Annotated in this window: 26 protein-coding genes, 2 tRNA genes and 2 pseudogenes; 13 read left to right on the top strand and 17 right to left on the bottom strand. The window is 29.9% G+C overall.

Annotation, left to right across the window (positions count from 1 at the left end):
* The first annotated feature begins 54 nt into the window (after positions 1–54).
* Together folD and lepB are read left to right on the top strand one after the other, a co-directional pair.
* Positions 55–903: a bifunctional methylenetetrahydrofolate dehydrogenase/methenyltetrahydrofolate cyclohydrolase FolD gene (folD, locus tag FBF22_RS04160; protein WP_002859530.1), complete on the top strand. Its 849-nt coding sequence runs from the start codon at positions 55–57 to the stop codon at positions 901–903.
* Positions 904–912: 9 nt separating this feature from the next.
* Positions 913–1,761 (top strand): signal peptidase I, encoded by an 849-nt coding sequence (lepB, locus tag FBF22_RS04165; RefSeq protein ID WP_002867474.1) that lies wholly within the window; start codon positions 913–915, stop codon positions 1,759–1,761.
* 21 nt (positions 1,762–1,782) lie between these two features.
* Here lepB and FBF22_RS04170 read toward each other — a convergent pair whose 3' ends face one another.
* The 6 genes from FBF22_RS04170 to FBF22_RS04195 all read right to left on the bottom strand — a co-directional run bounded on the left by FBF22_RS04170 (position 1,783) and on the right by FBF22_RS04195 (position 8,218).
* The gene (locus tag FBF22_RS04170; protein ID WP_165433270.1) at positions 1,783–2,943 is read right to left on the bottom strand and encodes a molybdopterin molybdotransferase MoeA; all 1,161 of its coding nucleotides are present in this window, start codon (positions 2,941–2,943) and stop codon (positions 1,783–1,785) included.
* Positions 2,940–4,196 (bottom strand): UDP-N-acetylglucosamine 1-carboxyvinyltransferase, encoded by a 1,257-nt coding sequence (gene murA, locus FBF22_RS04175; RefSeq protein ID WP_052777664.1) that lies wholly within the window; start codon positions 4,194–4,196, stop codon positions 2,940–2,942. The genes FBF22_RS04170 and murA overlap by 4 nt, the downstream gene beginning before the upstream one ends.
* A gap of 65 nt (positions 4,197–4,261) precedes the next feature.
* Complete coding sequence (gene fspA2, locus FBF22_RS04180; RefSeq protein WP_002885045.1) at positions 4,262–4,690, bottom strand: flagellum-secreted nonflagellar protein FspA2; 429 nt, start codon at positions 4,688–4,690, stop codon at positions 4,262–4,264.
* 126 nt (positions 4,691–4,816) lie between these two features.
* The gene (locus FBF22_RS04185) at positions 4,817–5,383 is read right to left on the bottom strand and encodes an aminodeoxychorismate/anthranilate synthase component II (protein WP_002885044.1); all 567 of its coding nucleotides are present in this window, start codon (positions 5,381–5,383) and stop codon (positions 4,817–4,819) included.
* Positions 5,380–7,164: a bifunctional anthranilate synthase component I family protein/aminotransferase class IV gene (locus FBF22_RS04190; protein ID WP_002885042.1), complete on the bottom strand. Its 1,785-nt coding sequence runs from the start codon at positions 7,162–7,164 to the stop codon at positions 5,380–5,382. Before FBF22_RS04190 ends, FBF22_RS04185 begins: the two co-directional genes overlap by 4 nt.
* The gene (locus FBF22_RS04195) at positions 7,154–8,218 is read right to left on the bottom strand and encodes a tyrosine-type recombinase/integrase (RefSeq protein WP_002885041.1); all 1,065 of its coding nucleotides are present in this window, start codon (positions 8,216–8,218) and stop codon (positions 7,154–7,156) included. Before FBF22_RS04195 ends, FBF22_RS04190 begins: the two co-directional genes overlap by 11 nt.
* A gap of 629 nt (positions 8,219–8,847) precedes the next feature.
* Here FBF22_RS04195 and FBF22_RS04200 point away from each other — a divergent pair.
* From FBF22_RS04200 to FBF22_RS04215, 7 genes and pseudogenes are all read left to right on the top strand, one after another.
* Entirely contained in the window at positions 8,848–9,510 is a 663-nt protein-coding gene (locus tag FBF22_RS04200) for a thiol:disulfide interchange protein DsbA/DsbL (RefSeq protein WP_002860520.1), read from the top strand.
* A complete protein-coding gene (gene dsbI, locus FBF22_RS04205; RefSeq protein WP_002885400.1) occupies positions 9,507–10,316 on the top strand; it encodes a protein-disulfide oxidoreductase DsbI in 810 nt (269 codons plus the stop codon). Before FBF22_RS04200 ends, dsbI begins: the two co-directional genes overlap by 4 nt.
* A 210-nt stretch (positions 10,317–10,526) precedes the next feature.
* A complete protein-coding gene (locus FBF22_RS08515; protein WP_032599759.1) occupies positions 10,527–10,742 on the top strand; it encodes an aryl-sulfate sulfotransferase N-terminal domain-containing protein in 216 nt (71 codons plus the stop codon).
* A 276-nt stretch (positions 10,743–11,018) separates the two neighbouring features.
* Positions 11,019–11,213: pseudogene (locus tag FBF22_RS08520) on the top strand (aryl-sulfate sulfotransferase); the annotation flags it as partial.
* A complete protein-coding gene (locus tag FBF22_RS08525; protein WP_237914465.1) occupies positions 11,132–11,575 on the top strand; it encodes an aryl-sulfate sulfotransferase in 444 nt (147 codons plus the stop codon). The pseudogene FBF22_RS08520 and the gene FBF22_RS08525, both read left to right, overlap by 82 nt.
* Positions 11,576–11,669: 94 nt before the next feature.
* Positions 11,670–11,840, top strand: a complete 171-nt coding sequence (locus FBF22_RS08530) for a hypothetical protein (protein ID WP_237914468.1) — start codon at positions 11,670–11,672, stop codon at positions 11,838–11,840.
* A gap of 83 nt (positions 11,841–11,923) precedes the next feature.
* A complete protein-coding gene (locus FBF22_RS04215) occupies positions 11,924–12,565 on the top strand; it encodes a thiol:disulfide interchange protein DsbA/DsbL (RefSeq protein ID WP_052777662.1) in 642 nt (213 codons plus the stop codon).
* Between the two features lie 34 nt (positions 12,566–12,599).
* Here FBF22_RS04215 and FBF22_RS08535 read toward each other — a convergent pair whose 3' ends face one another.
* Genes FBF22_RS08535 through FBF22_RS04225 form a run of 3 tightly spaced genes read right to left on the bottom strand, consistent with a single transcriptional unit; the run spans position 12,600 to position 13,583 of the window.
* The gene (locus tag FBF22_RS08535; RefSeq protein WP_002884811.1) at positions 12,600–12,968 is read right to left on the bottom strand and encodes a hypothetical protein; all 369 of its coding nucleotides are present in this window, start codon (positions 12,966–12,968) and stop codon (positions 12,600–12,602) included.
* Entirely contained in the window at positions 12,938–13,141 is a 204-nt protein-coding gene (locus FBF22_RS08540) for a hypothetical protein (protein WP_237914470.1), read from the bottom strand. Before FBF22_RS08540 ends, FBF22_RS08535 begins: the two co-directional genes overlap by 31 nt.
* The gene (locus FBF22_RS04225) at positions 13,113–13,583 is read right to left on the bottom strand and encodes a cytochrome C (RefSeq protein ID WP_237914472.1); all 471 of its coding nucleotides are present in this window, start codon (positions 13,581–13,583) and stop codon (positions 13,113–13,115) included. Before FBF22_RS04225 ends, FBF22_RS08540 begins: the two co-directional genes overlap by 29 nt.
* Before the next feature lie 207 nt (positions 13,584–13,790).
* Here FBF22_RS04225 and FBF22_RS04230 point away from each other — a divergent pair.
* A pseudogene (locus tag FBF22_RS04230) lies at positions 13,791–13,941 on the top strand (hypothetical protein).
* On the opposite strand, the gene FBF22_RS04235 reads toward FBF22_RS04230, so the two are convergent.
* From FBF22_RS04235 to FBF22_RS04255, 5 genes are read right to left on the bottom strand one after another with little or no spacing between them, the layout of a single operon-like run.
* Positions 13,919–14,551, bottom strand: coding sequence for a hypothetical protein (locus FBF22_RS04235; protein WP_002860525.1), 633 nt, complete (start codon positions 14,549–14,551; stop codon positions 13,919–13,921). The pseudogene FBF22_RS04230 and the gene FBF22_RS04235 sit on opposite strands and share 23 nt — an antisense overlap.
* Positions 14,548–14,790, bottom strand: a complete 243-nt coding sequence (locus FBF22_RS04240) for a hypothetical protein (RefSeq protein WP_002852415.1) — start codon at positions 14,788–14,790, stop codon at positions 14,548–14,550. Before FBF22_RS04240 ends, FBF22_RS04235 begins: the two co-directional genes overlap by 4 nt.
* Positions 14,774–15,820, bottom strand: a complete 1,047-nt coding sequence (locus FBF22_RS04245) for a DHH family phosphoesterase (protein WP_002884820.1) — start codon at positions 15,818–15,820, stop codon at positions 14,774–14,776. The genes FBF22_RS04240 and FBF22_RS04245 overlap by 17 nt, the downstream gene beginning before the upstream one ends.
* A gap of 8 nt (positions 15,821–15,828) precedes the next feature.
* Positions 15,829–18,003, bottom strand: a complete 2,175-nt coding sequence (flhA, locus tag FBF22_RS04250; RefSeq protein WP_002852599.1) for a flagellar biosynthesis protein FlhA — start codon at positions 18,001–18,003, stop codon at positions 15,829–15,831.
* Positions 17,990–18,400, bottom strand: a complete 411-nt coding sequence (locus FBF22_RS04255) for an RrF2 family transcriptional regulator (RefSeq protein WP_002852609.1) — start codon at positions 18,398–18,400, stop codon at positions 17,990–17,992. Before FBF22_RS04255 ends, flhA begins: the two co-directional genes overlap by 14 nt.
* Before the next feature lie 174 nt (positions 18,401–18,574).
* Between FBF22_RS04255 and rpsO the strand changes: the two genes are divergently transcribed.
* Positions 18,575–18,847 (top strand): 30S ribosomal protein S15, encoded by a 273-nt coding sequence (gene rpsO, locus FBF22_RS04260; RefSeq protein ID WP_002852579.1) that lies wholly within the window; start codon positions 18,575–18,577, stop codon positions 18,845–18,847.
* A gap of 85 nt (positions 18,848–18,932) precedes the next feature.
* Here rpsO and FBF22_RS04265 read toward each other — a convergent pair whose 3' ends face one another.
* A complete protein-coding gene (locus FBF22_RS04265; protein WP_011812744.1) occupies positions 18,933–21,773 on the bottom strand; it encodes a DNA translocase FtsK in 2,841 nt (946 codons plus the stop codon).
* 109 nt (positions 21,774–21,882) lie between these two features.
* The gene (gene flgL / locus FBF22_RS04270; protein WP_002884821.1) at positions 21,883–24,135 is read right to left on the bottom strand and encodes a flagellar hook-associated protein FlgL; all 2,253 of its coding nucleotides are present in this window, start codon (positions 24,133–24,135) and stop codon (positions 21,883–21,885) included.
* A 180-nt stretch (positions 24,136–24,315) separates the two neighbouring features.
* On the opposite strand from flgL, the gene FBF22_RS04275 reads away from it, so the two are divergent.
* Both FBF22_RS04275 and FBF22_RS04280 read left to right on the top strand, forming a co-directional pair.
* A tRNA-Leu gene (locus tag FBF22_RS04275) sits at positions 24,316–24,402 on the top strand.
* Positions 24,403–24,412: 10 nt separating this feature from the next.
* Positions 24,413–24,487 (top strand) — tRNA-Gly (locus FBF22_RS04280).
* A gap of 28 nt (positions 24,488–24,515) precedes the next feature.
* On the opposite strand, the gene abc-f is transcribed toward FBF22_RS04280, so the two are convergent.
* On the bottom strand, positions 24,516–26,447 hold the full coding sequence (gene abc-f, locus FBF22_RS04285; protein WP_002859546.1) for a ribosomal protection-like ABC-F family protein: 1,932 nt from the start codon (positions 26,445–26,447) through the stop codon (positions 24,516–24,518).
* Position 26,448: the final 1 nt, after the last annotated feature.

A 26,448-nucleotide genomic window follows, 5' to 3' on the forward strand; every position in this document is an offset into this window, starting at 1 on the left:
AATATGATACAATTTTTACTTTAAAAAAGTGATTAAATTTATAGAAGGAAAATAATGACTTTGCTTGATGGTAAAGCTTTAAGCGCAAAAATCAAAGAAGAATTAAAAGAAAAAAATCAATTTTTGAAAAGCAAAGGGATTGAAAGCTGTTTAGCTGTTATCTTGGTTGGAGATAATCCTGCAAGTCAAACTTATGTAAAATCTAAGGCTAAAGCCTGTGAAGAATGTGGAATTAAATCTTTAGTTTATCATCTTAATGAAAATACTACACAAAATGAACTTTTGGCATTGATTAATACCTTAAATCACGATGATAGTGTTCATGGAATTTTGGTTCAGCTTCCCTTACCTGATCATATTTGTAAAGATTTAATACTTGAAAGTATTATAAGTAGTAAAGATGTTGATGGCTTTCATCCTATTAATGTAGGATATTTAAATTTAGGCTTAGAAAGTGGGTTTTTGCCTTGTACTCCACTTGGAGTTATGAAGCTTTTGAAGGCTTATGAAATTGATTTAGAAGGAAAAGACGCTGTTATTATAGGTGCTTCAAATATAGTAGGTCGTCCTATGGCTACTATGCTTTTAAACGCTGGAGCTACAGTAAGCGTTTGTCATATTAAAACCAAAGATTTGAGCCTTTATACTAGGCAAGCTGATTTGATTATAGTAGCAGCAGGTTGTGTGAATTTACTTCGATCGGATATGGTAAAAGAAGGAGTGATTGTTATTGATGTTGGAATCAATCGTCTTGAAAGTGGAAAGATAGTTGGAGACGTGGATTTTGAAGAGGTATCTAAAAAATCTAGTTATATAACTCCTGTTCCAGGTGGAGTAGGTCCTATGACTATAGCCATGCTTTTAGAAAACACAGTTAAATCTGCTAAAAATAGACTTAATTAGGGAAAATCTATGGAAATTTTAAAGAAATTATATAAATTTTCACAGTCTTGGACTGGAACTGTAGTTATTGTTCTTTTGGTGATTTTTTTCTTTATACAAGCTTTTGTTATTCCTTCTGGTTCTATGAAAAACACCTTATTGGTAGGGGATTTTTTATTTGTTAAAAAATTTAGCTATGGTATCCCAACTCCTCATATTCCTTGGTTGGAAATTCCTGTTTTGCCGGATTTTAATAAAGATGGGCATTTGATAAAAGCACAAGGGTCACAAAGAGGAGATATAGTTGTTTTTAGAAATCCTAGAAATGAAAAAGAACACTTTGTAAAGCGTTGTGTAGGCACAGGAGGAGATAGGATAGTTTATGCAAATAAAACACTTTATGTAAGAATGCATGAGGGTGATGAATTTATGAAAGAACATTATCCGAATGATCTTGTTACTCTTGGAGGGCAAATTTATGTAAAAGAACCTTATAAACAAAAAGGTATTCATTATGATCCAAAAAAAGATATAGAAAGCGATATTTTACGCTTTCTTAGCATAGGTGATTTTGCTATGTCTCCAACTTATATTAAAGAACTTGGAAATCATATAGGTTTTAGCGGCGGAAATGCTTATGTTTTTGATGTACCTGAAAATGAGTATTTCATGATGGGTGATAATCGCGATTATTCTTATGATAGTCGTTTTTGGGGTTCTGTTCCTTATAGGTTGATAGTAGGTAAACCTTGGTTTGTATATTTCTCTTGGGATAAAGATAAAAATGTTCGCTGGGAAAGGATAGGGCGTTTTGTTGATACCTTGGAAAATGATGAACAATATATCCATGATCATGATGATGAGGATAAATTAAGCTAATGTTTGTGAAAAACACAAACATTATATTTTTAAAAGCGTGATTTCATCACCTTTTTTTAATTCACTCGTATTTTCTTCGCTTATAAGCAAAAACTCACTTTTAATAAGTGGAAGTATCATACCAGAGCCAAATTTGTTTTCGTTAAATGGTGTAAAAATACCTTTTTCTAAATTTCCTAAAATGAGATTGTTTCTTCCGCTTTTAAGTTTTAAATCCATACCCATTTTGCCATAAAATGTTAAAGGATTGTCTAGGTTTCCACTTAATAAATTAATGATTTTTTTAGCAAAAATAAAACAAGAAAGATAAGCTGCCATAGGGTTTCCTGGTAAAATCAATACGAAATTTTCACCTTTTCTATAAAGCTTAGTAGGTCTTGCAGGGCGTGCTTTTAAACCTTTAAAAAGCGGAGTAAAGCCTAATTCATCTAAAGCTTTTTCCATAAAATCAGCCTCGCCAACGCTTGCACCTCCTGAAGTGATTAAAAGATCAAAATTTGTATTTTCTAAAGCCTCTTTAGTGCTTTTAAAATCATCTTTGATGATGCCCAAATAAGAAGCATTTTGAAGCATGGTTAGTAAAGGCAAAGCATTGGCATTATAAATACTTTCTTCATCACACTCTTGCCAAGGTTCTTTAAGTTCATTTCCACTTGAAAAAATACCTATGCGAATTTTTCTTATGACTTCTATTTTATAAAGCCCTTGAGAAGCAAGTAAGGCGATATGTTTATCATTAAGTTTAGTGCCTTTTTGAAGTAAAATTTCACCTTTTTTTAATTCTTCACCTTTATAACGATAGGCATTGTATTGTTTAGGAACTTTTTTAATGATGAGTTTATTTTCTTCTATATACTCATCTTCTAACATTAAGATAGTATTAGCATTTTTGGGCATTTTAGCCCCTGTCATGATTTTATAGCATTCATTTTTAGCAACTGTATAAAAATTTTTATCTCCTGCAAAAATAGTTCCTTTAATTTCCAAAGCCTCATTGATATCAGCATAATTAAAAGCATAGCCATCAAGAGCAGCATTGTCAAAACTAGGTAGATTTTTTCTAGCGTATAAATTTTTAGCTAAAATTCTATCTTTTGCTTTTTCAAGGCTAATAAGCTCACTTTCATCTAAGCATGAAATTTGATCTTCTAAGTCTTTTAAGGTTTCAAAGATATTTTTCATTCTTCAAGCCTTGTGATTTTTACACCTAAACCTTTAAATTTTTCTTCTAAATTTTCATAACCCCTATCAAGATGATAAATTCTATGGACTTTGCTTGTGCCTTTGGCTGCAAGAGCTGCTAGGATAAGGGCTGAAGAAGCACGCAAATCTGTAGCCATGACATCAGCAGCGTTAAGTTCTTTTCCGCCTACTATAGTAGCAATATGACCATTGAGTTTAATATCTGCGCCCATTCTTAAAAGTTCACTTACATGCATAAAACGATTTTCAAATAGTCTTTCATCGATAATGCTAGTTCCATTAGCCTTTAAAGCTAATGCCATAAACTGCGCTTGCATATCGGTTGGAAAGCCTGGATATTCGCTTGTCATGATTTCTACAGGTTTAATTTCTTTAGCAGGAAGTAGGGTGATGCTATCTTCTGTAATCAAAGTTTCAAAACCCATTTGATGAAGTTTTGCTAAAACTGCACTAAGATGAGTGGCGTTAACTTTATCTAAAGTAATTTTAGAATTTGTAATAGCCCCTGCGCAAAGATAAGTTCCTGCCTCAATTCTATCAGGTATAACGCTAAATTCTTTAAATTCTAAAAGTTCTCCATCGGTGCCATAAATTTCAAGTTCATCTGTGCCTATGCCTTTGATTTCAAGTCCTGCGTCTTTTAAAACTTCGCAAAGTTGAACTACTTCAGGTTCTTTTGCAACATTTAAGAGTTTGGTTTTACCTTTAGCTAGAGCTGCTGCCATGATAATGTTTTCGCTACCTGTAACCGTGATTTTATCAAAAAGAATTTCATTGCCTTTTAATTTTCCACTAGCTACGACATAGCCTTGTTTGATTTGTATATTTGCTCCCATTTTTTTTAAGGCTAAAAGATGTAAATCAATAGGTCTTTGTCCTATGGCACATCCTCCAGGTAAAGATACTTCACAATGCCCAAAACGAGCAAGCAAAGGTCCTAGAGTAAGTATAGAAGCACGCATTTTACGCACAATGTCATATTTGGCTATGGTTTGATTAAGAGTGTTTGTGTTTAATAAAGCACTATTGTTTTGAAAATTGACCTTAGCTCCTAAATTTTCTAGCAAAGATATAAGAGTTTTTATATCGGCAACATTAGGAACATTGTTGATTTTTACTTCATTTTTAGCAAGTATACTTGAAACGATCAAGGGTAGGGCAGCATTTTTTGCTCCGCTTATTGTAACATTTCCGCTTAGATGATTTGTGCCTTCGATTTCTAGATAAGTCATATTTTTCCTTGAAAAAGTTTAAAAATGCATCATTATAGCATTCTTAAACTTTTGAAAAAATATAATCAAGCTTGTTGACTTTGGAGTTCTTGAATTTGAGCTTGAATTACATCTGCTTGAGATTTTAGCACATCAATTTGTTTTTGAAATGTCGTTTTCATTTGTTCGTTGGCGTTTGTCATTTTTTGAGTAAGTTCTGCAATTTTAGCTAAAATTTCAGCTAATTTTGCTATTAAAGCCTCTAATGCGGGATTTACGCCATCTTTGCTACTTTGAATGGAATTTTGGTCTTTGTGGTTTTCTATTTTTTCTTGACTTACTTTGATTTCGTATTCTTTTTCATTTTTTGAATTTGCTTGACTTAAACTTCTTGCTTCATCTGAAATTTGAATTTTAACCACATTGTCACTACGAACATTACTTACCAAATCATTGTCTTTGTTTATTTGTGTTTGATAATTGCTAAAATTTTTTGTCAAAGTATCTATTTTCATCTTAAATCTTTTTAAATTAATTTATATTGTTATCGGTTTTTTTATTTATAAATTTATATTAATGATAATTATTTTAAGGATATTTTATTTTAGATTTTCATATTTATATTTTAAATGCAAAAAAGACTAAAGTTTCATAAAGTTTTTAAGTATTTTTTTACCTTTTTGAGTTAAAACCGCTTCGGGGTGAAATTGCAATCCATAAATAGGATACTTTTTATGTTTAATTGCCATAATAATATTTTCTGAATTATGAGCTAAAATTTTGCATTTTTTAGGCATAAAACTGATATGTAAAGAATGATATAAACAAATTTCAATTTCTTTTTTAATACCCTTAAAAATAGGATCTTTTTTAAAATAAAGTTTAGAAATTTTGCCATGCATGGGATTTTGCATTTTAGAAACCCTACCGCCAAAAATTTCAGCTATACACTGATGTCCTAAACATATACCTAAAATTTTTTTATTTTTTTTAAAATATTTGATTGCTTTTAAGCTTAATTTAGATTCCTTAGGAGAATGAGGACCAGGAGAGATGATAAGATGAGTGAAATCAAATTTTTCTAATTCTTTAGCTTTTTTAAAGGCATCATTTTTTATCACTTTACATTCAAAACCAAGTTCTTTAAGATAATAGATGATGGTGTAACTAAAAGAATCATAATTATCTATAAATAAAATTTTCTTCATTGTAATTTTACCTTTTTTAAACCACGCACGGAATTAATGCAATAAATATTTTCTGCTTCAAATAAATCTTGTTTAAATAATACTTTTTCTTTTATCAAACCAAGATTGACTAAGAAATTTCTATATACGCCATTTAACATACCACTTTGAATTTGTGGAGTATAAAATTGAGCGTTTTTTTCTAAGATGAGATTGGTTCTTGAGCCTTCGCAAAGTTCATCTTTTTCGTTAAAAAAAGCTATGTCATAACACAAGTTTTGCTGCCATTTGTATGAGTGTTGATTATAAAAACTACGTAAAGAGCTTTTGTGATAGAGATTGTCACTTTTTGAGTTAATTTTATCATCACTTAAAAGCAAAATATCGTTTGAATTTTGTTTTAAGGCACTTTGTTGAAATTCGTATCTTCCGTCTCTGTATAAAATAAGCTTTAAAATTCCTTCTTTATGTGGATTTTTAAAGGGTAGGGGAAAATTATAAAATAAAGAGTGTTTTTTGTGGAAAATTTTTTCATCGAGTTTAAAAAGTGTAAAATTTTGATATTCTTTATAAGAACTTTTTTGATTTAAAACATTATAAAAATCTTTAAAGAGCTTGTGAGTATTAAAATTAAATTTAAGAGCTGAATTTATAAGCCTTAATAAATGTTCTTTTAAAAATAAAATTTGAGAATTTTTAAAATACATGGTTTCAAAAAGATAAAAATCACAAGGATTTAAGATTGCACTTTTAAGTTTTAATTCTTCAAATTCATCTTTGAATTTTGAGTCCCAAACTAAGCCGCTACCCGTGCTATAAGTATAAATTTCATCTTGTTTTTCTAAGGTGCGTATGGCTACGCTAAATTTATTTTTATTTTTGTGTATTAAACCTATAGTTCCGCAGTAAATACCACGATCTCTTTGTTCTAATTCTTCAATAAATTTAATGCTTTCAAGCTTTGGAGCACCTGTAATAGAACCACAAGGAAAGAGAGCTTTAAAAATTTGATATAAAGAAATATTTTTTTTAAGTTTTCCTTGTACGCTTGAAGTCATTTGATGTAAAGTAGGGTGACTTTGAATTTCAAAAAGTTTGGTTTTTAAGCTTTTTTTTGTGATGATTTTTGAAAGATCGTTGCGTAAAAGATCACAAATCATAACATTTTCACTCAGATTTTTTGTATCATTTTGCAAGAAAATTTTATTTTCTTCATCTTTTATAGGATCTTTATCACGCTTAATTGTGCCTTTCATAGGTTTTGTAAATATTTTTCTTTTTTTGGTTTTGAAGAAAAGTTCAGGAGAAAAGGATAAAATTTCTCTTGTTTCATCTTTTATAAAAGCTTTAAATTCAGTATCTTGTCTAGAAAGCAAAAGTTTAAAAAGTTCAAAAGAATCCATTTTGCTATGAAATTTAAAATTTTGAGTAAGGTTGATTTGATAAACTCTTCCTTTAGAGATTGCCTCTTTAACCTTGATGAAATTTTCTTTGTAATTATCTTGATCTAAAAAATTTATAAATTCAGGAATAAATTTTTCTTCATCGATATCTTCTTTTTGAAATTTTTTTCTTTTTTTAAAAGCAAATATAGACAAATAAGCTTTTTTGCTTGTGAAATTTTTATCTTGAAAATATCTATATAGCTCATAATCAGCAAGCATTAAAATATAAAAATCATTTTTATATTTTTCTATAAATTTAAAGCACTTTTTACTTTCTTTGTGGTTAAAGGCTTTTAAAGTGTGTTTTAAATCATGGTAAAAATATTTATCAAAAACAGCATAGTTTTCAAGAGTCACTTAATTCCTTTGCAACCTGTGCGGCAAGTTTTAATTTATCATTATCAAAATGAGTGTAAATTCTTGAGGTATTTAAACTTGCATGCCCTAAAGCTTCTTGAACTAAAACTAAATCTTTTTGCTTTTTATAAAGCAGGGTGGCAAAAGTATGACGCAACATATGAGCACCATTTTTTTGTTTGCGAATTCCTGCACGAAATAAAAGCTGTTCTACTATGCGACTGACATAAGATTGAGTCAGTGGAGTGCCTTTTTTATTGACAAAAAGTAGGGCGTCTTTACTCATATAATTAATACTTACATTTTTAAGCAAATCGTAAATAAGTTCCTTTTTTATCATTACAACACGATATTTATTGCCTTTAGCTCTTATTCTTATGATATAAAGATCGTTTTCTTCGCTAATATCACCCATTTTGATATTGATAGCTTCGCTTACCCGTATGCCTGTAAAAATGATGATTTTAATAATAAGTTTATTGCGTATGGTATTGTTTCTAAAATCTGCATTTTCAATAGCATCAAGAAATTTTTTAAGTTCTTCTTCACTCATAAATTCAGGTAATTTTACCCCTTTAGAACCCGCTATACCTACCCAGTTTTTAAGATTGATATCGAAAATATGCGCTTTTTCATCTTCTTCATTTTGCTTGTCTAAAAAATCAAAAAAATTAATCACAGCAATACGGTAATTTTTTTTACTTGCATCTGATAAAGCACCTGTTATACTTGCTAAAACTTCTACAATAAGTTCTTCATCAATCTGTTTTAAAGAGTAAAGCTTGTAAAAATTTAAATATTCAAACACTTTTTTTAAGGGGTTAAAATAAGTATTAACCCCACTTAAACCAGCATTTCTTGCTTTTTTTGCTAGAGCGTCAAGTTCTTCGATGTTCTTTACACCTTTTGTAAGAGCAAAATTAACTTCTGCTAAAGCTTGTGGATTTTTTAACTCTTTGTTAGATAGCGAGTTGAGTTTAAATTTTACATATTTTGCTAACCAAAATAAGAATGATTTTTCAAAATTTTCTTCACAATCTAAAGGGTATTTCATAAAAACTTTTCCTAAAATCTAAAATTTTTAGCTTTTTAACTAGAAAAGGTATTTTAGTATTAACTTAGTAAAAAAAAGCTTTTTTAGGAAAAAGTTTGTTTTTATATGCAAGGCAAAAAGATTAAAATATTTTTATTAAATAAATCTTATATCAATCATAAAAAGATATGATAAAAGGTAAAAATATATAAAATTTATAATTTTGTATTGAAAACTGTAATTTTCAAACTTTTTTATATACACCTAGATTATTCTACTTTGATATAGATTAAGCTACTATTTTTACATACTTTTATGATTTTACCTTTTGAGTGAAATAAACTTATCCATAAAATATAATGTAAAAAATTGATAATTTTATTTCGTAAATTAAAATTATATTTTACTTTTCTTGAAAACTATAAAGAATATTTAAAAATTAAATTATTTTATATTATTGTCAAAATATACATAAAAATGATAACTTGTGCATTAAATTTTTTAATCCCCTATTCTTGATTTTTAGTTAAAGTAAATATTCTTAGTTATAAAATTTTTTAAGAATATTTTTATTTTAATAGTTTTATAATAGTTATTACATAAAAACTTAATAAAAAGTTTTATCAAAACCAAATTCCAAGGAGAGGGTAATGAAATTTCCAGTAAAATTAGCAAGATCTATTGTTGTATGTGCTTTTTTAGCAGGTATAAGTGCTAGCGCATTAAGTGAAGGTAAAGAATATGTAATTCTTAAAAATCCTATTGCTAACGCTGATAATTCATTGATTGAAATTTTTTCTTATCACTGTACTCATTGTTATGATCATCACAAATTTAATACCATGGGTAAAGTTAAAGAAAAATTACCTAATTTAACTTATAAATTTTATCCTGTAAGTTCTATGGGAGATTATGGAAGGCAAGCTAATGAAATTTTTGCTTTTGCGACATTTAAGGATGGTGTAAATAAAATTGATCCTACGGATAAAAATAGCTTAACTCATAAAGTTGCTGAAGCTTATTTTAATGCATATTTTAAGAAAAAACAAAGATGGGAAAATGGTAAAAATCCTGAAGCTTTTTATAGTGTCGGTTTAAAAGCAATGAATGTAAGTAAAGCTGATTTTGAAAATTTCTTAAAAACTCCAGAGGCTGCAGAGCTTTTAAAAAGTTATGAAATTGCCAATCCTATTTCGCAAAATTATGGCACCCCTGCTTTTGTTGTTAATGGAAAATATCAAATCGTTCCAAGTGCAATCAACTCTCCAGAGGCTTTGATTGAAATTACTAAAGAACTTAGCAAGCAAAAATGAGTTGTATAAAAATGAAAGATAAATGCAGAAATTTTTCACTTTCTAAATGGCAAGATACGCGTGAACCTTGGTTAATTTTGATTATAGTTACTATAGGACTTACTTGTATAGCACATTTTTTATTTCAAGAATATCTTTTTATGGAACCTTGCGAACAATGTGTATATATAAGATTTGATATGCTTGTTATGGCTATAAGCGGTATGATTGCATTAATCAACCCTACAAATAATATTATAAAAATTTTTTCTTATAGCTTAGCTTTTTATGGAATTTGGCTTGGCTTGGAGCATTGTCTAACTTTAAATCATATTCATGAAGTGGTTCATTCTGAAAATCCTTTTGCAGGTGTAGATGGATGTCGTGAAATTCCTATTTATCCATTTAATTTACCTTTGCATGAGTGGGCTCCTAGTTGGTTTTTGCCAACAGGAGAATGTGGGATGGATACCCCTGTAGTTCCAAAAAATACTTATAATCATCTCGATGCTTTTCAAAAATTTTTTATAGGAACTCTACCTGATTTTGAAAATGGGCTTTATAGCAATGGTTGGTATTTGATTCCTAGTTTAAAGTTTATGAATATGGCAATTTGCTGTCTTATAGCATTTTTATGTTGTTTTATTGTGCTTTTTGCAATGTTTATAGCCTATGTTTTAGATAAAAATAAACCTAATGCTAAAATTTTTGCATTGGTGATTGTTATTTTGGTTTTAGTGCTTAAATTTATAGGCGAACCAAAAAATCCAAATCAAAATATAGTTAGTTTAATTCATTTGAATCAAGTCGTTTTAAGATGCTCTTAAAATACGCAACAAATTATTTTTGTTGCGTATTATTAAAATTTTATTAAGCTATTTTAGGATGGCTTAAATAATTTTAAAGGATTTATCATGAGACTTAGCAAAACTCTTTGCATGGCACTTTTGGCGTGTTCTACCCTGCTTGCGCCTAATGCTTTAATGGCCATGGGTGATCCTAGTGGAGTGAAAATAGATTAGCAAATTCAAGGACAAATGGGTATGATTAAAATGAATCCTTATGGATTATCTCCTTTGACCGCTATTATCATGAATAATGCCTATGTTTTAAGTGATATAAAAGTAACCATTGTTCCTAAACCAAATGGCCAAACTATCTCTTATGATGTGAATTCTAAAATGGCTAAGACTTATGGTGGAATTCCTATTTTTGGACTTTATCCTTCTTATAGTAAAGGTAAGTTATGCTAAATCTACAAATAGTAAAAGTCAAAAAATCATTGATGAGATTTATAAAATTGCAACTCCAGGGGTTAGTATAGAACCAAGTGGAAGGCACTGATCAAAGAGGAACTCTTTTTGAAAATGTGAAAGTATTAAAAATGGATCCAAAATTTTCAGATAGGCTATATTTAGTAAATAATGCTCCTGGAAAATAATCTGGCAAAGACTCATAATCTGTATGGAATAATCTTGTAGGTGGTGCTATGGAATGGGATGGAAATTCAAATGTCTTTATTATAAGATACCAAGGGTGAAATCAGATGGTATTATGATAACAATAAACTAATGAACTGGGGCAATATTTACAATCGTGGAATTATGATAAGTTTTCGTCAAAACAAAGATGGAGCTTTAACTTGGGGATTTGGTCAAAGATATGTAAAATACGATGTCTGGGAAGAGAAATTTTCAATCGCAAATTACCTGCTGCCTATATAGATTTTTTCTCATGCTATGGACAATATGCAAAAAATGGGCATTATCTTTGCGTCCAAGATAGTAAGCATATACGCACAGTGTGTGATACTATTATAGAAGTAGATGAGGATGGTAATGTTGTTGATGATTGGAGATTGTATGAGATTTTAGATCCTTATAGAAGTACCATTATCAAAGCTTTAGATCAAGGTGCAGTGTGTTTAAATATAGATGCAAGCAAAGCGGGTAAAACTTTAAGCGATGAAGAGCTTGCCAAAATGGATGAAAGCGACAAATTTGGAGATATAGCAGGTATAGGTAGGAATTGGGCGCATATAAAGGGTGGAATAAAGAATTTCAAAAATATTTATTGCAACCTGTAGATAAAAATGGCAATGAATGGTTTTATCCTGTAACTTCTTTAACTTAATATGAACCAGATAAAGATTCTATTATGGTTTATAGTGCAACGCTGGAATGGCTTTTAATCTTAGTAAAGGTGTAAGTCTTGGAGAACCAAAACCTAAAATTGATGAATTTAACTGGGGCGCTAAGGAGTCTTCGGTTCAAATTCAATTCAGCGGTTCAGGCACGGGTTATCAAGCAATGCCTTTTAGTGTTGATCAAGCATTCAATCCTAAAAAATAAATAAGCCCAAATTTATTTTTGGGTTTATTTATTTTTTTTAAATAAAATTATCTTTGAAAATTTTATTTAACCAAGGATATAATATGCGTAAATTTTTTTGCAAATTTGTTTTAACGCTTGTATTTTGTTCAAGTTTTGCATTAGCAAATAATAGTTTTATTACCCTTAATCCAAGTTTACCCAACTCTGAAAATAGTGTAATAGAAGCATTTTCTTATAAATGTATACATTGTTATAATCATCATAAATTTGGAACTCTTGAAAAACTGAGAGAAGCTTTTCCAAATTTACATTTTAAACTCTATCCTGTAAGTTTAATGAATGGGGAATTTTCCAAAGAAATGAATGAGCTTTTTGCCTTTGCTCAATACAAAGATGAACAAAATGGTAAAGACGCGAGTTATTCTGATAGTTTATCTCATAAACTTGCTGATGTTTATTTTGTTTCTTATTTTTTAAACAAGCAAAGAAATTTTTCAAATTTAAATGAATTTTACGACATAGGTTTAAAGGCTATGAATGTAAATAAAAATGAAGTATTAAATTTTTTAAATACCCCAAAAGCTAAAGAAATTTTAAGCGAGTTTCAAAGAGCTAATGATATAGCTAAAACCTATGGCACCCCTGCTTTTGTTGTTAATGGAAAATATCAAATTAACCCAAGTGCAATCAATTCGATGCAAGATTTAGAAGATCTAGTTAAAAAATTAAGTAATATGAAATAATAAATTTTTAAGGCAATAAAAATTGCCTTAAAAATTATTTTTTGATCATATTTGTATAAGGTCCATAGCGATGTTGGGTTGTAGAAAAGCTATCATCATAAGGTCCTACATCCATATCTAAAGGCTTAACCTTTCTATCTGGAAAGTCTTTATTTCTATTTGCTTTAATAGGGCGAGCTTGTGAATTCATGTAAGCTACTACATCATAAGCATCTTCAAGACTTAAGTCAGGCGCACCTTGAGGCATATTTTCTTTAATATAAGAAGCAGCTTTGATAAGACGATACATTCCAGCTCCTGTATTATAACTATCATCACCCCAAAGTGGTGGATAAAGATAATACGCCCCTGTGCTATCCTCATTTTTAAGCCCTAATCCATTTTCTTGATGACAAACGCACATTTATCCATATAAATTGCCTTACCTTTTTTAGGATCAGCTGCTCTTAAGATGAAATCTATCTTCTTAAGTCCCTGTCCTTCTATCTTAGCTCCTACTGGAACTCCTTGAGATAACCATTGCATATAAGTTAGCATGGCTTTCATTTCAGGTGTATCTAGGCATTCTTTTGCCATTTGTAGAGCGTTCAAAACAGCCATTGATCCTATCTGCTAAGGTAATTACTTTATCTCCTCTTGCATTATATTGTGGAAATCTTGCCCAAATTCCTACAAAATCCGATTGATTTTGCACACTTCCACCATTAGCATGACAACTTGAACAAGAAAGATTATTTCCCGCAAATCTTTTTTTAGGATCTTTGGCTTGTGGACCCACATATTTGCTTGTTTCATTAAGAATTTTATTTCCCAAAATAACCATTTTGCTATATTCTGAATTTTTTGGCATTTTAGTTTCATCTATAGTGCCATCTTCATTTAATTCCTTAGGTAAATTCCATTTGGCAGTAGGCAGATCAATACCTGTTGCACTCTTAGTTTTTTCCAAATTTGGATCTAAGGCTAAAGCACAACTTCCACATAACAACAAAGTTAAAACTATAGAAAATTTATTCATCAATTTCCCTCCTTATTTTGCGTAATTTAAATTCAGTATAAGACTTTATTTAGAAAAAGTCAATAAAACCTAATTACATTTTAAGAAAAAAGCTTTAAACCTTAAAATAATATTCGTTTATATTTAAAATAGAACTTATATATTTAAAGCAAAAATAAAGTTTTTTCGCTATAATAAAATCTTGCAATATTTTTAAAGGTTAGGTTAATGAAAAATTTAAGCATTCAAGAAAAAAAAGACTTAGACAACTGCGTTTTTCAAAATCTTGGAAGGCAAGATACTTTTACTTTAAGTGTGGTTTTTAAAAATTTTTATTTAAAAATTAAAGCATTTATTTATTCTAAATAATACCACTTAAAATCCTTTTTTGTGTAGGAAAGATCTTTAAAAGAAGGTGATTGGATAAATAGTTTGCACTCTTTATCCAAATTTTCTATCCCGTATATTTTCATAGCCATTCTTGAGTCATGTCTTGTAAGTTCTATTCCAACACAAGCTTGATTGTTGATTTTGTAAAGTAAAGTGCCACCATCTTTTTCATCTATATTTAAAATATCCAAATTCTTATTTTTACTCATATCTTTTACATCTTTACTAAAAGAATATCGGAGTTTATAATATATCATAATATCCTGCATGGTATTTTTCAAATTTTGTAAATTTTCATTAATCAAATATCCATTATTTTTATAAAGTTTTAAAAAATCTTCATTAAGAAATTTTTGAAAACTTTCATCTTTAGATAATTTTTGACAAGAATTATAGCTATTTAAAATTCTAACTTGACTGGCTTCTATTAAAAGTTCAAGGCAATCTTTATTTTCTTGTGAAAATTGCACTAATTTAACTTCTTGAATCTTAAAATCTTTATTCGGTTTTTTTTCATAAGCAAAATCATTTAATTTTTCATAAATATTAGCAAAACTTAAAGAATATAAACTAAAAAAAATTAAAATATACTTTTTCATTGAAAAAAATCTTTGTATTTATTTTTTAGAAATTCCACCACTTCTAAAATTTCATCAACCCCTTCTTTGTTGGAATTTTCGAGTACATTATCTATATTATCAATATAAGCTTCTATTGCATTTTCTAATTTTTCTCTTTTAACTCCAGCGTATAAAAGCATAGCTTCTAAAACTATGCTAAGCTCATATTGTAAATCTTCTAATTCATTTTTTAAGGTTTTATTATTGTTTTGATTCATTGTTTTCCTTTTTAAGTTCTTTGCTTTTAATTAAATCAATAATTTGAGCCTTAATATAATTATAATTTGCTCCATCTTTAAATGTCGCAAAAAGTCCACCACTAGCATTTTTATGTCCGCCACCACCTACTAAATTTTTAGCCATTAAACTTACATCTATTTTTCCATTTGCACGAAAACTTAAGGTTTTTCTAGAACTAACATCAATAAAAAAGTCATAATCAGGATTTTTTACTAAAAAATCATTTCCAATAACAGAAGTATTGCCTATATTTGAAGTTAAGATGCCTTTATGGCCTTCATATTCTATGCTGAAATTTTCTTTTAGCTCACTTAGTTTTTCAACTACAAAATAAGAAATTAAATTAGAAAGAGTATCATCATTTTTTCTGGCAAAATAATCCTTTTTTATAAAATGAGTAGCATTATCGAGTAAAATATTTGCATTTTCTTTTCCTATAAATTTCCAAGCCTTATCAAGCAAGAAAAACATATAATCAATTTGAGATTCTTTAAACATTACACGATTTATTTCTTTTGCATTGGCAATCAAGCCTAAAAAAACCTTTCCAAGTTCAAAATTTTCATCCTCGCTTAGCCAAATATCAACAGCATTAACCACATCAACAAATTTTGAAAGTTCTAAAACAGGAGTACAGATTTTAGAGAAAAAATCATAAACGATTTTAGTTGCACATCTTTTAGAATCAAGTAAATACCAAGAATATTTTTGAGCACATTCTTCGCCACTTTGATGATGATCAAGAAGAAAAATTTTAGTATTTTTCTCTTTGCAAATTTTTTCAAATTCTTCGCATTGATTTAAATTTAAATTTAAATCTGTTATTAGAATAATAGCTTTTCCGAAATTTTCATCTTTTTCTATATCGCCTATAATAAAGTTAAAATTTTCATTAATTTCTTTGCCATAATTAGAATTATAAAATTTCACATTTTTAAAATAAAAATTTACTATAAATTGACAAGCATAGCCATCAAGATCTGTATGTGAAAGATGATAAATTTTCATTATATTCCTTAAAGTTCTATCCTAATAATACCCTCGGTATTAAAATTTGTATTTTCTGCAATTTCTGCAAAACTTAACACTACTATATTAATGCTAAAATTATAACAAATATCAGCAATGAATTTTCTAAGCTGCGGTTCAACGCAAAGTATAAAAGGCTTGATACGACCATTTGCTACTGCGGCAACTTCAGCCCTTAGAGTATCTACTAAAGTACCTGTTTGAGCTACACTTAAAGGCAAGTGATAACTTCCATCTCTAAATTGTACATTTTCCATTAAAACCGCAGAACTAGCAGAGTCTAAGATAAAAATATCCAAATTTCCTTTATCATCTAAATACATATTTGTAATCATCCTAGCTAAGGACGCCCTTACATGTTCAATAATCATATCAAAACTCTTGCTTACTTCTGCTATATCGCTTACAGATTCTAAAATAGTAAGCATATCTTTAATTGGTATGTGATGCTTAAGCAAGTCTTTGAGAATTTTTTGAATAAGACTTACAGGTGCAACACCTAAAGCACCTTCTACGATGATTGGATAATCATTTTTAACCTTATCAAGAAGATTTTGTACCTCTTGGCGTGTGAGAAGTTCGCTTGCGTGCGCTTTGATAAGTTCGCTCATATGTGTTGAAATAACACTTGCAGGATCTATTACTATATAGCCATTTAACGTTGCTTCATCTTTTAAATTCGCATCAATCCAAAGTGCATCAGAGTTAAAAGCGGGTTCTTTTGTAGCAATCCCTTCTATCTCTTCTGTGATAAAACCACTATCCATGGCTAAATATTTATCCGGATAAATTTCAGCACTTGCTATAGACACGCCCTTGAGTTTAAAACTATACTCATTTGGTTTAAGTCTTAAATTATCTCTTATTCTTATTTTTGGCATTAAAAATCCTAAACTTTCAGCAATACTTCTTCTCATTGAGCGAATTCTTTCTGTAAGTTCGTTTTCAGCAAGCTTAATAAGTCCGTATCCAAGTTCAAGTTCTAAAATTTCAACTTTGAGTATATCGTTAATCTTGTGCTCTTCTTCTTTGAGAATTTCTTCTTCGCTTTTCTTAGCAGGCGCTGCCGTTGTCCCACCTGCTCCACTTTGAGATGCAGCTGCGGCACTTGGTTTGCTTTTTTTAACTGTAGTTATATCAATTTTACCTTCCTTAACCTGCTTGGTAAGATAGCCAAGGCTTAAAAATACTAAAGCCATAAAGCCCAAGGATAAAGTTGGCAAACCAGGCACTAACGCAAAGATAAAAAGTACAAAACCTACTATTAAAAGCGTGCGATATTCGCTTAAAAGTTGAGTTAAAGTTCCTTCTGCAAAATTTTCCTCATCTTTGCTTGCACGAGTGATAATTATAGCGGTTGCAGTAGAAGTAATAAGTCCTGGAATTTGAGATACAAGTCCATCACCTATGGTTAAAATAGTATAAGTAGATGCAGCATCGCTTAAAGCCATATCGTGCTGAAAAGATCCTATTAAAAAACCACCTATGATATTTATAATAGTTATGATAATCCCTGCAACAGCATCTCCTTTGATAAATTTAGAAGAACCATCCATTGCACCATAGAAGTTTGCCTCAGCAATAACTTCTTGACGTCTTGCTCTAGCGGTTTGTTCATCAATAAGTCCTGCATTTAAATCCGCATCAATAGCCATTTGTTTACCCGGCATCGCATCAAGTGTAAATCTTGCTTGTACTTCAGAAACCCTTGTACTACCTTTTGTTACAACCATGAAATTAATCAATACTAAAATACAAAATACAATCACGCCAATGACCATATTTCCACCAACAACAAATTCTCCAAATGCTGCTATAATCTCACTCACAGCTTCAGGGCCGTTTTGCCCTTCGCTTAAAATCATCCTTGTGGTAGCTATATTTAATGAAAGCCTAAATAAAGTGATAATCAAGATTAAAGTTGGAAAAGTTGTTAAATCTGTCGGTTTGGGTATATAAATAGAAATTAAAATAATTAATACCGATAAAGCTATACTTAAAGCCAAGAAAAAGTCCAAAATAGGACTTGGTAAAGGAACTATAATAATAGCTAAAATACAAACTAAAAAACCAACAATAGTCAAGCTTTTAGCTTTTAAAACAGGAGCGATTAAAGGCCCCAAGAAAGGAAAAACTAAATCGACTATTTTATTTTTTGCCATTATTTTTCATAATATCTTCTAAAGTAATAGAATCTAAAAATTCATCTACTTTATTTTGTAAATTTACTAACATAGGCATTAAGGTGCAATTTTCTTCTTTATTATTTGGACAAGTGCCACCACTGCATTCAAATACACTGATATCCTTTTTTTCAGCACTATTAACAATTTCTTTTATAGTATATTGACTTGGTTCTTTGATTAAAACAAAACCACCTTTTGCCCCTTTAAAGGATTTTAACAAGCCATCTTTAGCTAAAGTTTGTAAAATTTTAGCTAAAAAACTTTTAGGAATATCAAGCTCTAAAGCTAAAGAATCTACATCTTGAGGTGTTTCTTTTTGAGAAATATAAATTAAAGAAAGTAAAGCGTATTCGCTAGCTTTGGTAAATAGCACAGATTCTCCTTGTTATAACTACAGAAATAGCTGTAATTATAATAAATAATTCTTAGAAAAAGACTTAAATTTTGACAAAACCTTCTAAAAAAGATAAATTCAGTTTATTTTTTGCTTTTTAAGATAAAATTACAGTTCTTTAATTTTATTATTTTACCAATCAGGAGGTCTATCATGGCTTTGGATTCGGCCAAAAAAGCAGAAATAGTTGCGAAATTCGCTAAAAAACCAGGTGATACTGGTTCAACAGAAGTTCAAGTAGCTCTTTTAACTGCAAGAATTGCAGAACTTACAGAACATTTAAAAATCTACAAAAAAGACTTTTCATCAAGATTAGGACTTCTAAAACTTGTAGGTCAAAGAAAAAGACTTTTATCTTATCTTAAAAGAAAAGATTATAATTCTTATAGTAAGTTAATTACTGAATTAAATCTTAGAGATAAATAATTTTTAAGCCCTTTTTACGGGGCTTTTGCCTTTTAAATTTCTTCTTTTGTAATCAGTTTTATATATCAAAAACACAAGAAAAATCTTACAAGATTTCCCTTTGTCCTTTGGCATCAGGTTCGCTTAAAATCCCGTTTTGCGTAAGTTGTTCAATAATATTTGCAGAGCGGTTATAGCCGATTTTTAAACGGCGTTGTAAATAAGAAATGCTTGTTTTTCCATCTTCTAAGATTACTCTTTTAGCTTCTTCGTAAAGCTCATCTACTTCCCCATCAAAGCTTTCATTTGTTGTAACACCTACGCTTTGTTGATCCTTTAAAAAGCTTTCATCATATTCTACGCTTTGTTGATCCTTTAGAAAATCCACGATTTTTTCTATTTCAAATTCGCTTGCAAAAGGCGCATGCAAACGCACTATAGAGCTTGTTCCAGGAGGAGTAAATAAACAATCCCCTCTTCCAAGTAAACTTTCAGCACCCATAGCATCTAAAATAACTTTAGAGTCAATTTTTTGCCCTACTTTATAAGAAATTCTACTTGGTAAATTCGCTTTAATTAGTCCTGTTACAACATCAACAGAAGGTCGTTGTGTAGCTACAATCAAGTGGATTCCACTTGCTCTTGCCATTTGCGCAAGTCTTCCTATATAAAATTCTACATCTTTACCCGCAGTCATCATCAAATCAGCAAGTTCATCGATAATTACTACAATAAAAGGAAGTTCTTCTCCGCCTAATTCTTTCATTTTTTCATTGTAATTTTCTATATTTTTGGTTTTTGCATCAGCCATTAAGCGATAGCGTCTTTCCATTTCAGCTACCATATTTGAAAGCGCATTGACTGCTTTTTTTGGATCTGTGATAACAGGAGTTAAAAGATGAGGAATGTCATTATAAATGCTAAATTCAAGCATCTTAGGATCTATCATCATCAAACGCAAGGTTTTTGGAGAGTTGCGATATAAAAGACTTAAAAGCATAGAATTTATCCCCACACTTTTACCACTACCTGTCGTTCCTGCGATGAGTAAATGCGGAAGTTTTTTAAGATCGGTTACAAAAGCATTGCCTACTATATCTTTACCTAAAGCTATGGTTAAAGGACTTTTAGCGTTTTTAAAAACTTCACTTTGTAAAATTTCTCTTAAATAAATGGTTTGAATTTCATCATTTGGAACTTCTATACCTACAACATCTTTTCCTGGTATTGGAGCTTGAATACGGATTGATTTTGCCATTAAAGCCATAGTTAAATCATCTTGTAAATTTAAAATACGACTTACTTTCACATCTGCACTAGGACGAAATTCAAAAGTAGTTACCACAGGACCAACATAAGTGCTTATAACATCGCCGCCTATTTTAAAACGACGCAATTTTTCAAGAAGATTATAAATTTTTTTATCTATTTCACTTTCATTGATTTCTTGTTTGTGTTCTTTTGGATTAGCTAAAAAATCTAATGGCGGCAAGGTGAAATCTTTTGGTTTTTCTACTTCGCCCTGCTCTATTTCACGCAATAAAGCTTGGTTAATAGCAATTTCTTTGGCTAAAACTGCTTTTTGAAGTTTAATTTCTTGATCATTTGTTTTTTCATTATCGATTTTAGTTTCTGTATTTTGGATAAAATCGAGTGTATTTTTTTCTTCTATAACTATTTCATTTATATTTTTTATAGGAGTAGGTTCTATATAAGGATGATTTAACTCTTCTACAATGGGAGCAAATTCAAAGATATTGTCTGCTTTATCTAGATTTTTATTTTCATTTATTTTGTCTGATTCTTCTGTTTCTGCTTTAATTGTTTTTGGGCTATTAAAACTATATTTATTCCCTTCTATAATATCGCTTGAATTTATCGCATCATATTCTTCTAATTTTTTAATTTCTTGTTTTACTTTATTTTCTAAAATTTCATTTTGATAGGCTTTGTATTCTTGTTCTAGTTTTTCTTTTTTTATCAAATTCTCTCTAAGTTCAAGCTCTTTTGTAAAAATTTTTGGTTTAACTTCTTGATTAGAAACTGGAATTTCAATATTTTTACGTTTATAACTTGGCTCATCTAAATTTTTATTTGTATCTATTTGCTTTATATCTTCAAGTTTTTTAGGTTTTAAAAAACGTTCAGGAATCATATCTACCTCTTCTTCTGAAATAAAATTAAAATCTTCATCAAGACTAATGCTCATTTTACTAGCCTTTTGTGCGAAATTTCGCACTTGTTGAGAATGCTCATGAACAAAACTTCTTGATTCTTTTAAACTTTGTTTATCAATCTCTATGGTTTCATCTAAAATTTGATTTTTTAGTTTTTCAAAATTTTCCTTGGCCGTGGTAATTGAATTTTTACTTGCATTGATATTGCTATCTTTAATTATCTGTTCTAAGTTATTGGTTTCCCCTTTTTTGTTTATTTGTAAATTTCCATAAATACTATCTTGCAAAATATTTAATTTTGGAGCTATAGGTTCTGATTTACCTACATCTTCTTTCTCGTTTTCTCCACCAAATACACGCATAAGTAAAGATTTAAAAGCTTGCTCTACTTTTAATAAATAAGTAAAATCTAATTCTATTTTTAAAATTTCTTTTGCAAATTTTGGAAACAATAAAACCAAAGAAAATAGTAGAAGTAAAAGAGCAAAAATTCCACTCCCTGTACGCCCTAAGATTATAGAAAAAAATCCATATACAATTTCTAAAATATACCCAAACTCTCTATAAAAGACAGAAAATAAAAGCAAGGTAGAAAAAAAGGCCAAAGAAAAACCAAAAAGCTCCCTACGCTTAAAATTTTCTATTTTATATTTTTTTTTATAGTAGAGATAATTTAATATAAGCAAAGAAAATGGATAATAATACCCAAATTCTCCAAATAAAAATAAATTAGCCTTGTAAACCCATTCTCCCATGCCAGGTGCTAGCATACAAAGACAAAGATAAAAAATAACAAGCGTGGAGCTGGTAAAAATGGCTTCTTTTTTAATATTCTTTCCTTGAAAATAAAATCAAAGCCAAATTATACCATAAAAAATTTTACATATAATTTAATAAGCTAAGTTGAGAAATTGTTGTACTAGCTTTAAGAGAAGCTTGATATGCAAGTTGAACTTGCATTAAATTCATCATTGCCTCACCATAATCTACATCAATCACATTTGATTTTATACTTTGGACATTAACGCTTAAAAAGGATGTGCGTGTATTAACACCTTCGATAGTATTATGATATGCTCCCATAGTTGTATTAAGCTTGCTAACATGATCTGCTAAATGATCAAGTCTTTCTAAAGCTCCTTGCATACCTGTATTTCTAGGGTTTTCACTTTCGGAGTCTGCTCTCATATTGCCTTTTAAAACAGCATCAATCATTGAATCTAAATCTTTAATAATATCCACATTTGGCTCATCTATAGTTAAAGAATTATTCGCGCTAAAACTAAAATTTGGACCATTTTGTACAGTAGAAGTTGTGGTAAAAGGAGGTGCTGGAAATTGGCCACTTTGAGAATCACTAAGAGAAATTTCTATATTAGTGCCTGAAGAAAGTTTATCAGTAACACTAATACGACCTTTATAATCCATACTTACATCAACAGTAGCTTGTGAATCTTTCATGAGTTGTTGTATTTGGGTATAATCTGCATTATTAATTTGACCATTATTGGCTTGTATGGTTGTTGTAGGAATTTTATCTGCAGCAAACATACCTATAATATCATTAATTTGACCATAAGTAATATCATTTGATCCTGTAACAACCCCACTATTTCCAGTTGCAGGATTAGTATGCATAATAGGAAAGCTTATGGTTTGACCTGGATTATTAGGATCAAGATAGCTTACAGTTGAAGTTTGTAAATTTATAGTAACATCGTAAGAATTTCCACCTTTGGAATTGACTTTTAAATTTAAAGTAGTACCATTTAGGCTATCTCCTGCCATTACCTCGCTAAGTTTGGTTGAATCAGTGGCATAAGCATTGCTTCCTTTGATAACTTGAGAAACATTACCATAAACAGTATTGCCATTTTTTTCAAAATACACATTATCGTAATCAGCTCCATTAGCAGCATTTCCATCTGTATCTGTCATTTTACTTTTGATAAAATCAGTTTGTTTTAAATCAATTTCAAAGTTTTGTCCGTTAATTTGAATGGTTACAGGATTATTTAAATTTGTAATATCTCCATTATTGGGATTTCCTAGTGCAGCAGTCATAACCCTGTTTGTAACATCTTCCATTGTAATACCTTCATTCTGTGCTGCTTGGATAATATTATTTAATTCAGTTTTATCATCAGCTTGTGGTGTGAAAGCTACAGCATGAAAATCGAGTTTATTATTACCTTGCTTTAGATCTGTAATTTGAATTTGACCACTATCATTCATACTTACTTCTACTACTTTATTATTTGGAGTATTACCATAAAGAGCTCCAATATTTTCCATTACATCTTCTAAAGTATCTTCGGGTTTGACGAGTACAGCACTTTTAAAACTTGTTCCATCAGGCTTGGTTCCTTGAACATAAAGAGTTGTTGGAGGAAAATCTAGTTTGCTATCATCATACTCAAAGTCTTTGTCAGCATCTAAGCTATTATCTTTTACATAACTTTGTCCGATAAGTTGTTGCCATTTAGAATCTCCTGTGAGATATTTAGTTTTATCAGGGTCTTTATTTAAATCCCAACGATTATCTGTAAAACCAACATTAGTGCTTATTTGTTTTTTATAGTCTCCATCTGCTTTAAAAAATAAATCCCAACCTGGTATATTGTATGGGCTTTCAGTTCCGGCTCCAGTTACTACATTAATATTATTTTTATCTCCATAATAATTTCCATTAGAATCAAAAGGTTTGTTTGCAACTTGAGAACCTGCAAAAAGATACTGACCATTAACACTGGTATTTGCAAGCTGAACTATGCTTTCTTTTATACGTTCTAGTTCTTTTGCTATAGCTTCTCTTGAGGTTTGAGAATTGCTATCGCTTGCAGCTTGGGTTACTTTAACTTTAAAATCTTCAAGAAGTTTAACCATATCTTGTAAAGCTTTCATACTATTTTGAGTCATTTCTTGAGCTCTACTTGTTGATTCTTTTACTTGTTCTAACGTTTTAATTTCATATTCAAGACGCGTATTATCTATATAAGTGCTTGCATCTTCATATGAATTTTGTATTTTCAAACCTGAAGCAAGTTGTTGAGATATCTGATATAAAGCACTTTGACCGCCCATAGAATTATTCACACTATTTGTGAAGTTAAGTTTATTTGTAATTCTCATTTTTTTCCTCTAAAGTATTAAAGTTAAAATCTTTTCAAACATTGCTAATAAACAAAAGCAATAACTGTTCCAAAAATTTAAATTATATAATTTTATATTGTCTTTTTGAAAATACTTTTTATTTTTAAAGTATTTTTTAGCCTAAAAAAGTATAATTTTAGCTTTAAATCTTAAAAATGAGCCCGAGTGGTGAAACTGGTAGACGCGCCAGACTCAAAATCTGGTAAGGGCAACCTTGTGTCGGTTCGAGTCCGACCTCGGGCACCACTTATTTTTTGCGGGAATAGCTCAGGGGTAGAGCACAACCTTGCCAAGGTTGGGGTCGCGGGTTCGAATCTCGTTTCCCGCTCCATAGAATAAAAAATATAAAATCTCTTTAATTATAAATTCTCGCTTTTCTCTAATACTAAAAAATACTCATTTTCTAGAATTTCAAGTTCTTTTTGCATTACTTCAAGCTCTTGATAAAGCTTGTTAATACCTATTTCTTGATATACATTTGGATCGGATAAATCTTGATTTAATTTAGCTATCTTTTGCTCTAAAAAATCTATTTTTTCAGGATGGTTTTTTAATATCTCATTTTCTTTGTAGCTCAATTTTTTGGAGCTTTTTTCTTTTTGGTTATTATTTTGCTCTTGGGTTTGAAGCTCTAAAGCAAAATTATCCAATTCTTCAATTTCTTTTTCATTTTCAAGATATTCAGTATAAAGAGTGTGTAAAATATTTATATATCCATTTCCCTCAAAAGCATAAAGTTTTGTTGCGATTTTATCAACAAAATATCTATCGTGTGATACTAGCAAAATAGCCCCTTCAAAACTAAGTAAGTATTCTTCTAATATATTAATCGTAGCTATATCAAGATCATTAGTTGGCTCATCTAAAATCAAAACATCATATTCTTTAGTAAAAAGCAAGGCTAAAGCAACGCGATTTTTCTCTCCGCCACTTAAAAGAGCCACGCTTTTATCTAAAAATTCCTTAGGAAATAGAAAATTTTTCAAATATCCATAAACATGCATATTTTTACCACGAACTTCAACCCTATCTCCACCATTGGGACAAAAAATTTCAAGCAAGCTTTTATCAGAATTTACCAAGCTTCTAGCCTGATCAAAATATCCTATCTTAAGCTCTCCGCGTTTTATTTCACCGCTATCTTGTTTTATTTGCCCTAGAAGAATTTTTAACAATGTTGATTTTCCACAACCATTTCTTCCTACGATAGCTATGCGTTCACCTTGTAAAATACGCGTTGAAAAATCTTTAAAAAGATTTTTATTGTTTATATTTTTGCTTATATTTTTAAGCTCAAAAAGCATTTTTTTACGATTGATCGTTTTTTCTCCATTAAAATTTAAAGCCGCTCTTGAAATTTCAAGTTTTAAGCGTTTGATTGCCCCAGGATTTTTTTTCGCTTCTTCACGCATTTTAAAAATGCGTTCTTTTCGTCCTTCATTTCTTTTAAGTCTTGCTTTAACCCCTCTTCTAAGCCATTCTTCTTCGCTTTTTAATTGCTTTAAAAGAGTTTCATGGCTCTTAGCAAGGCTTTGCAAAATTTGTGTTTTTTTCTCTAAATAGTTTGCATATCCGCCTTTAAAAATACTAAGCTTACCCTGCTCTACTTCTACACACTTGTGTGCTATAGCGTCAATAAAATATCTATCATGGGAAATAAAAATCACACACATCTTTGAATTTTTTAGCAATTCTTCCAAAAAGCTTGTCATATATACATCTAAATGATTAGTTGGTTCATCAAGCAATAAAATATCAGGATTTTTTAGTAAAAGTATGCAAAGCCCAACGCGGCGTATTTCTCCACCACTTAAAGTAGATATAATGCGATTTTCATACTCAAGTAAACTAAATTCTTTTAAAACGCGTATTATTTTAGATTCTATACTCCAAGCATCTTTACTATCAATCAAAGTCATAAGCGTATCTATTTTTTGAAGATAATCTTTATTACTAGGATCTTCTTCTAATTTTTTATGCAGTATTTCATATTCTTCTAAGGTATTGTAAATTTCTACAAGCTCTTGCTTGATGGCTTCTTTTACGCTTAAATTTGCATTAAAATCAACGGTTTGTGAAAGCATGGCTATGCTTTTTCCATTTTGTCTTATTATTCTACCGCTATCTAAAGGAAGTGTGCCTAAAAGCGTTTTTAAAAAAGTAGATTTTCCTTCTCCATTTTTGCCTATAATAGCAATCTTTTCTCCCTCGTTTGCGCTAAAATTTACTTCATTTAAAACTATTTTGTCTCCAAATTTTTTTGAAGCTTCAATTAAATCTATAAGAGCCATT

The organism is Campylobacter sp. CFSAN093260 (assembly GCF_012890095.1).
GTDB classification, from domain to species: Bacteria; Campylobacterota; Campylobacteria; order Campylobacterales; family Campylobacteraceae; genus Campylobacter_D; species Campylobacter_D jejuni.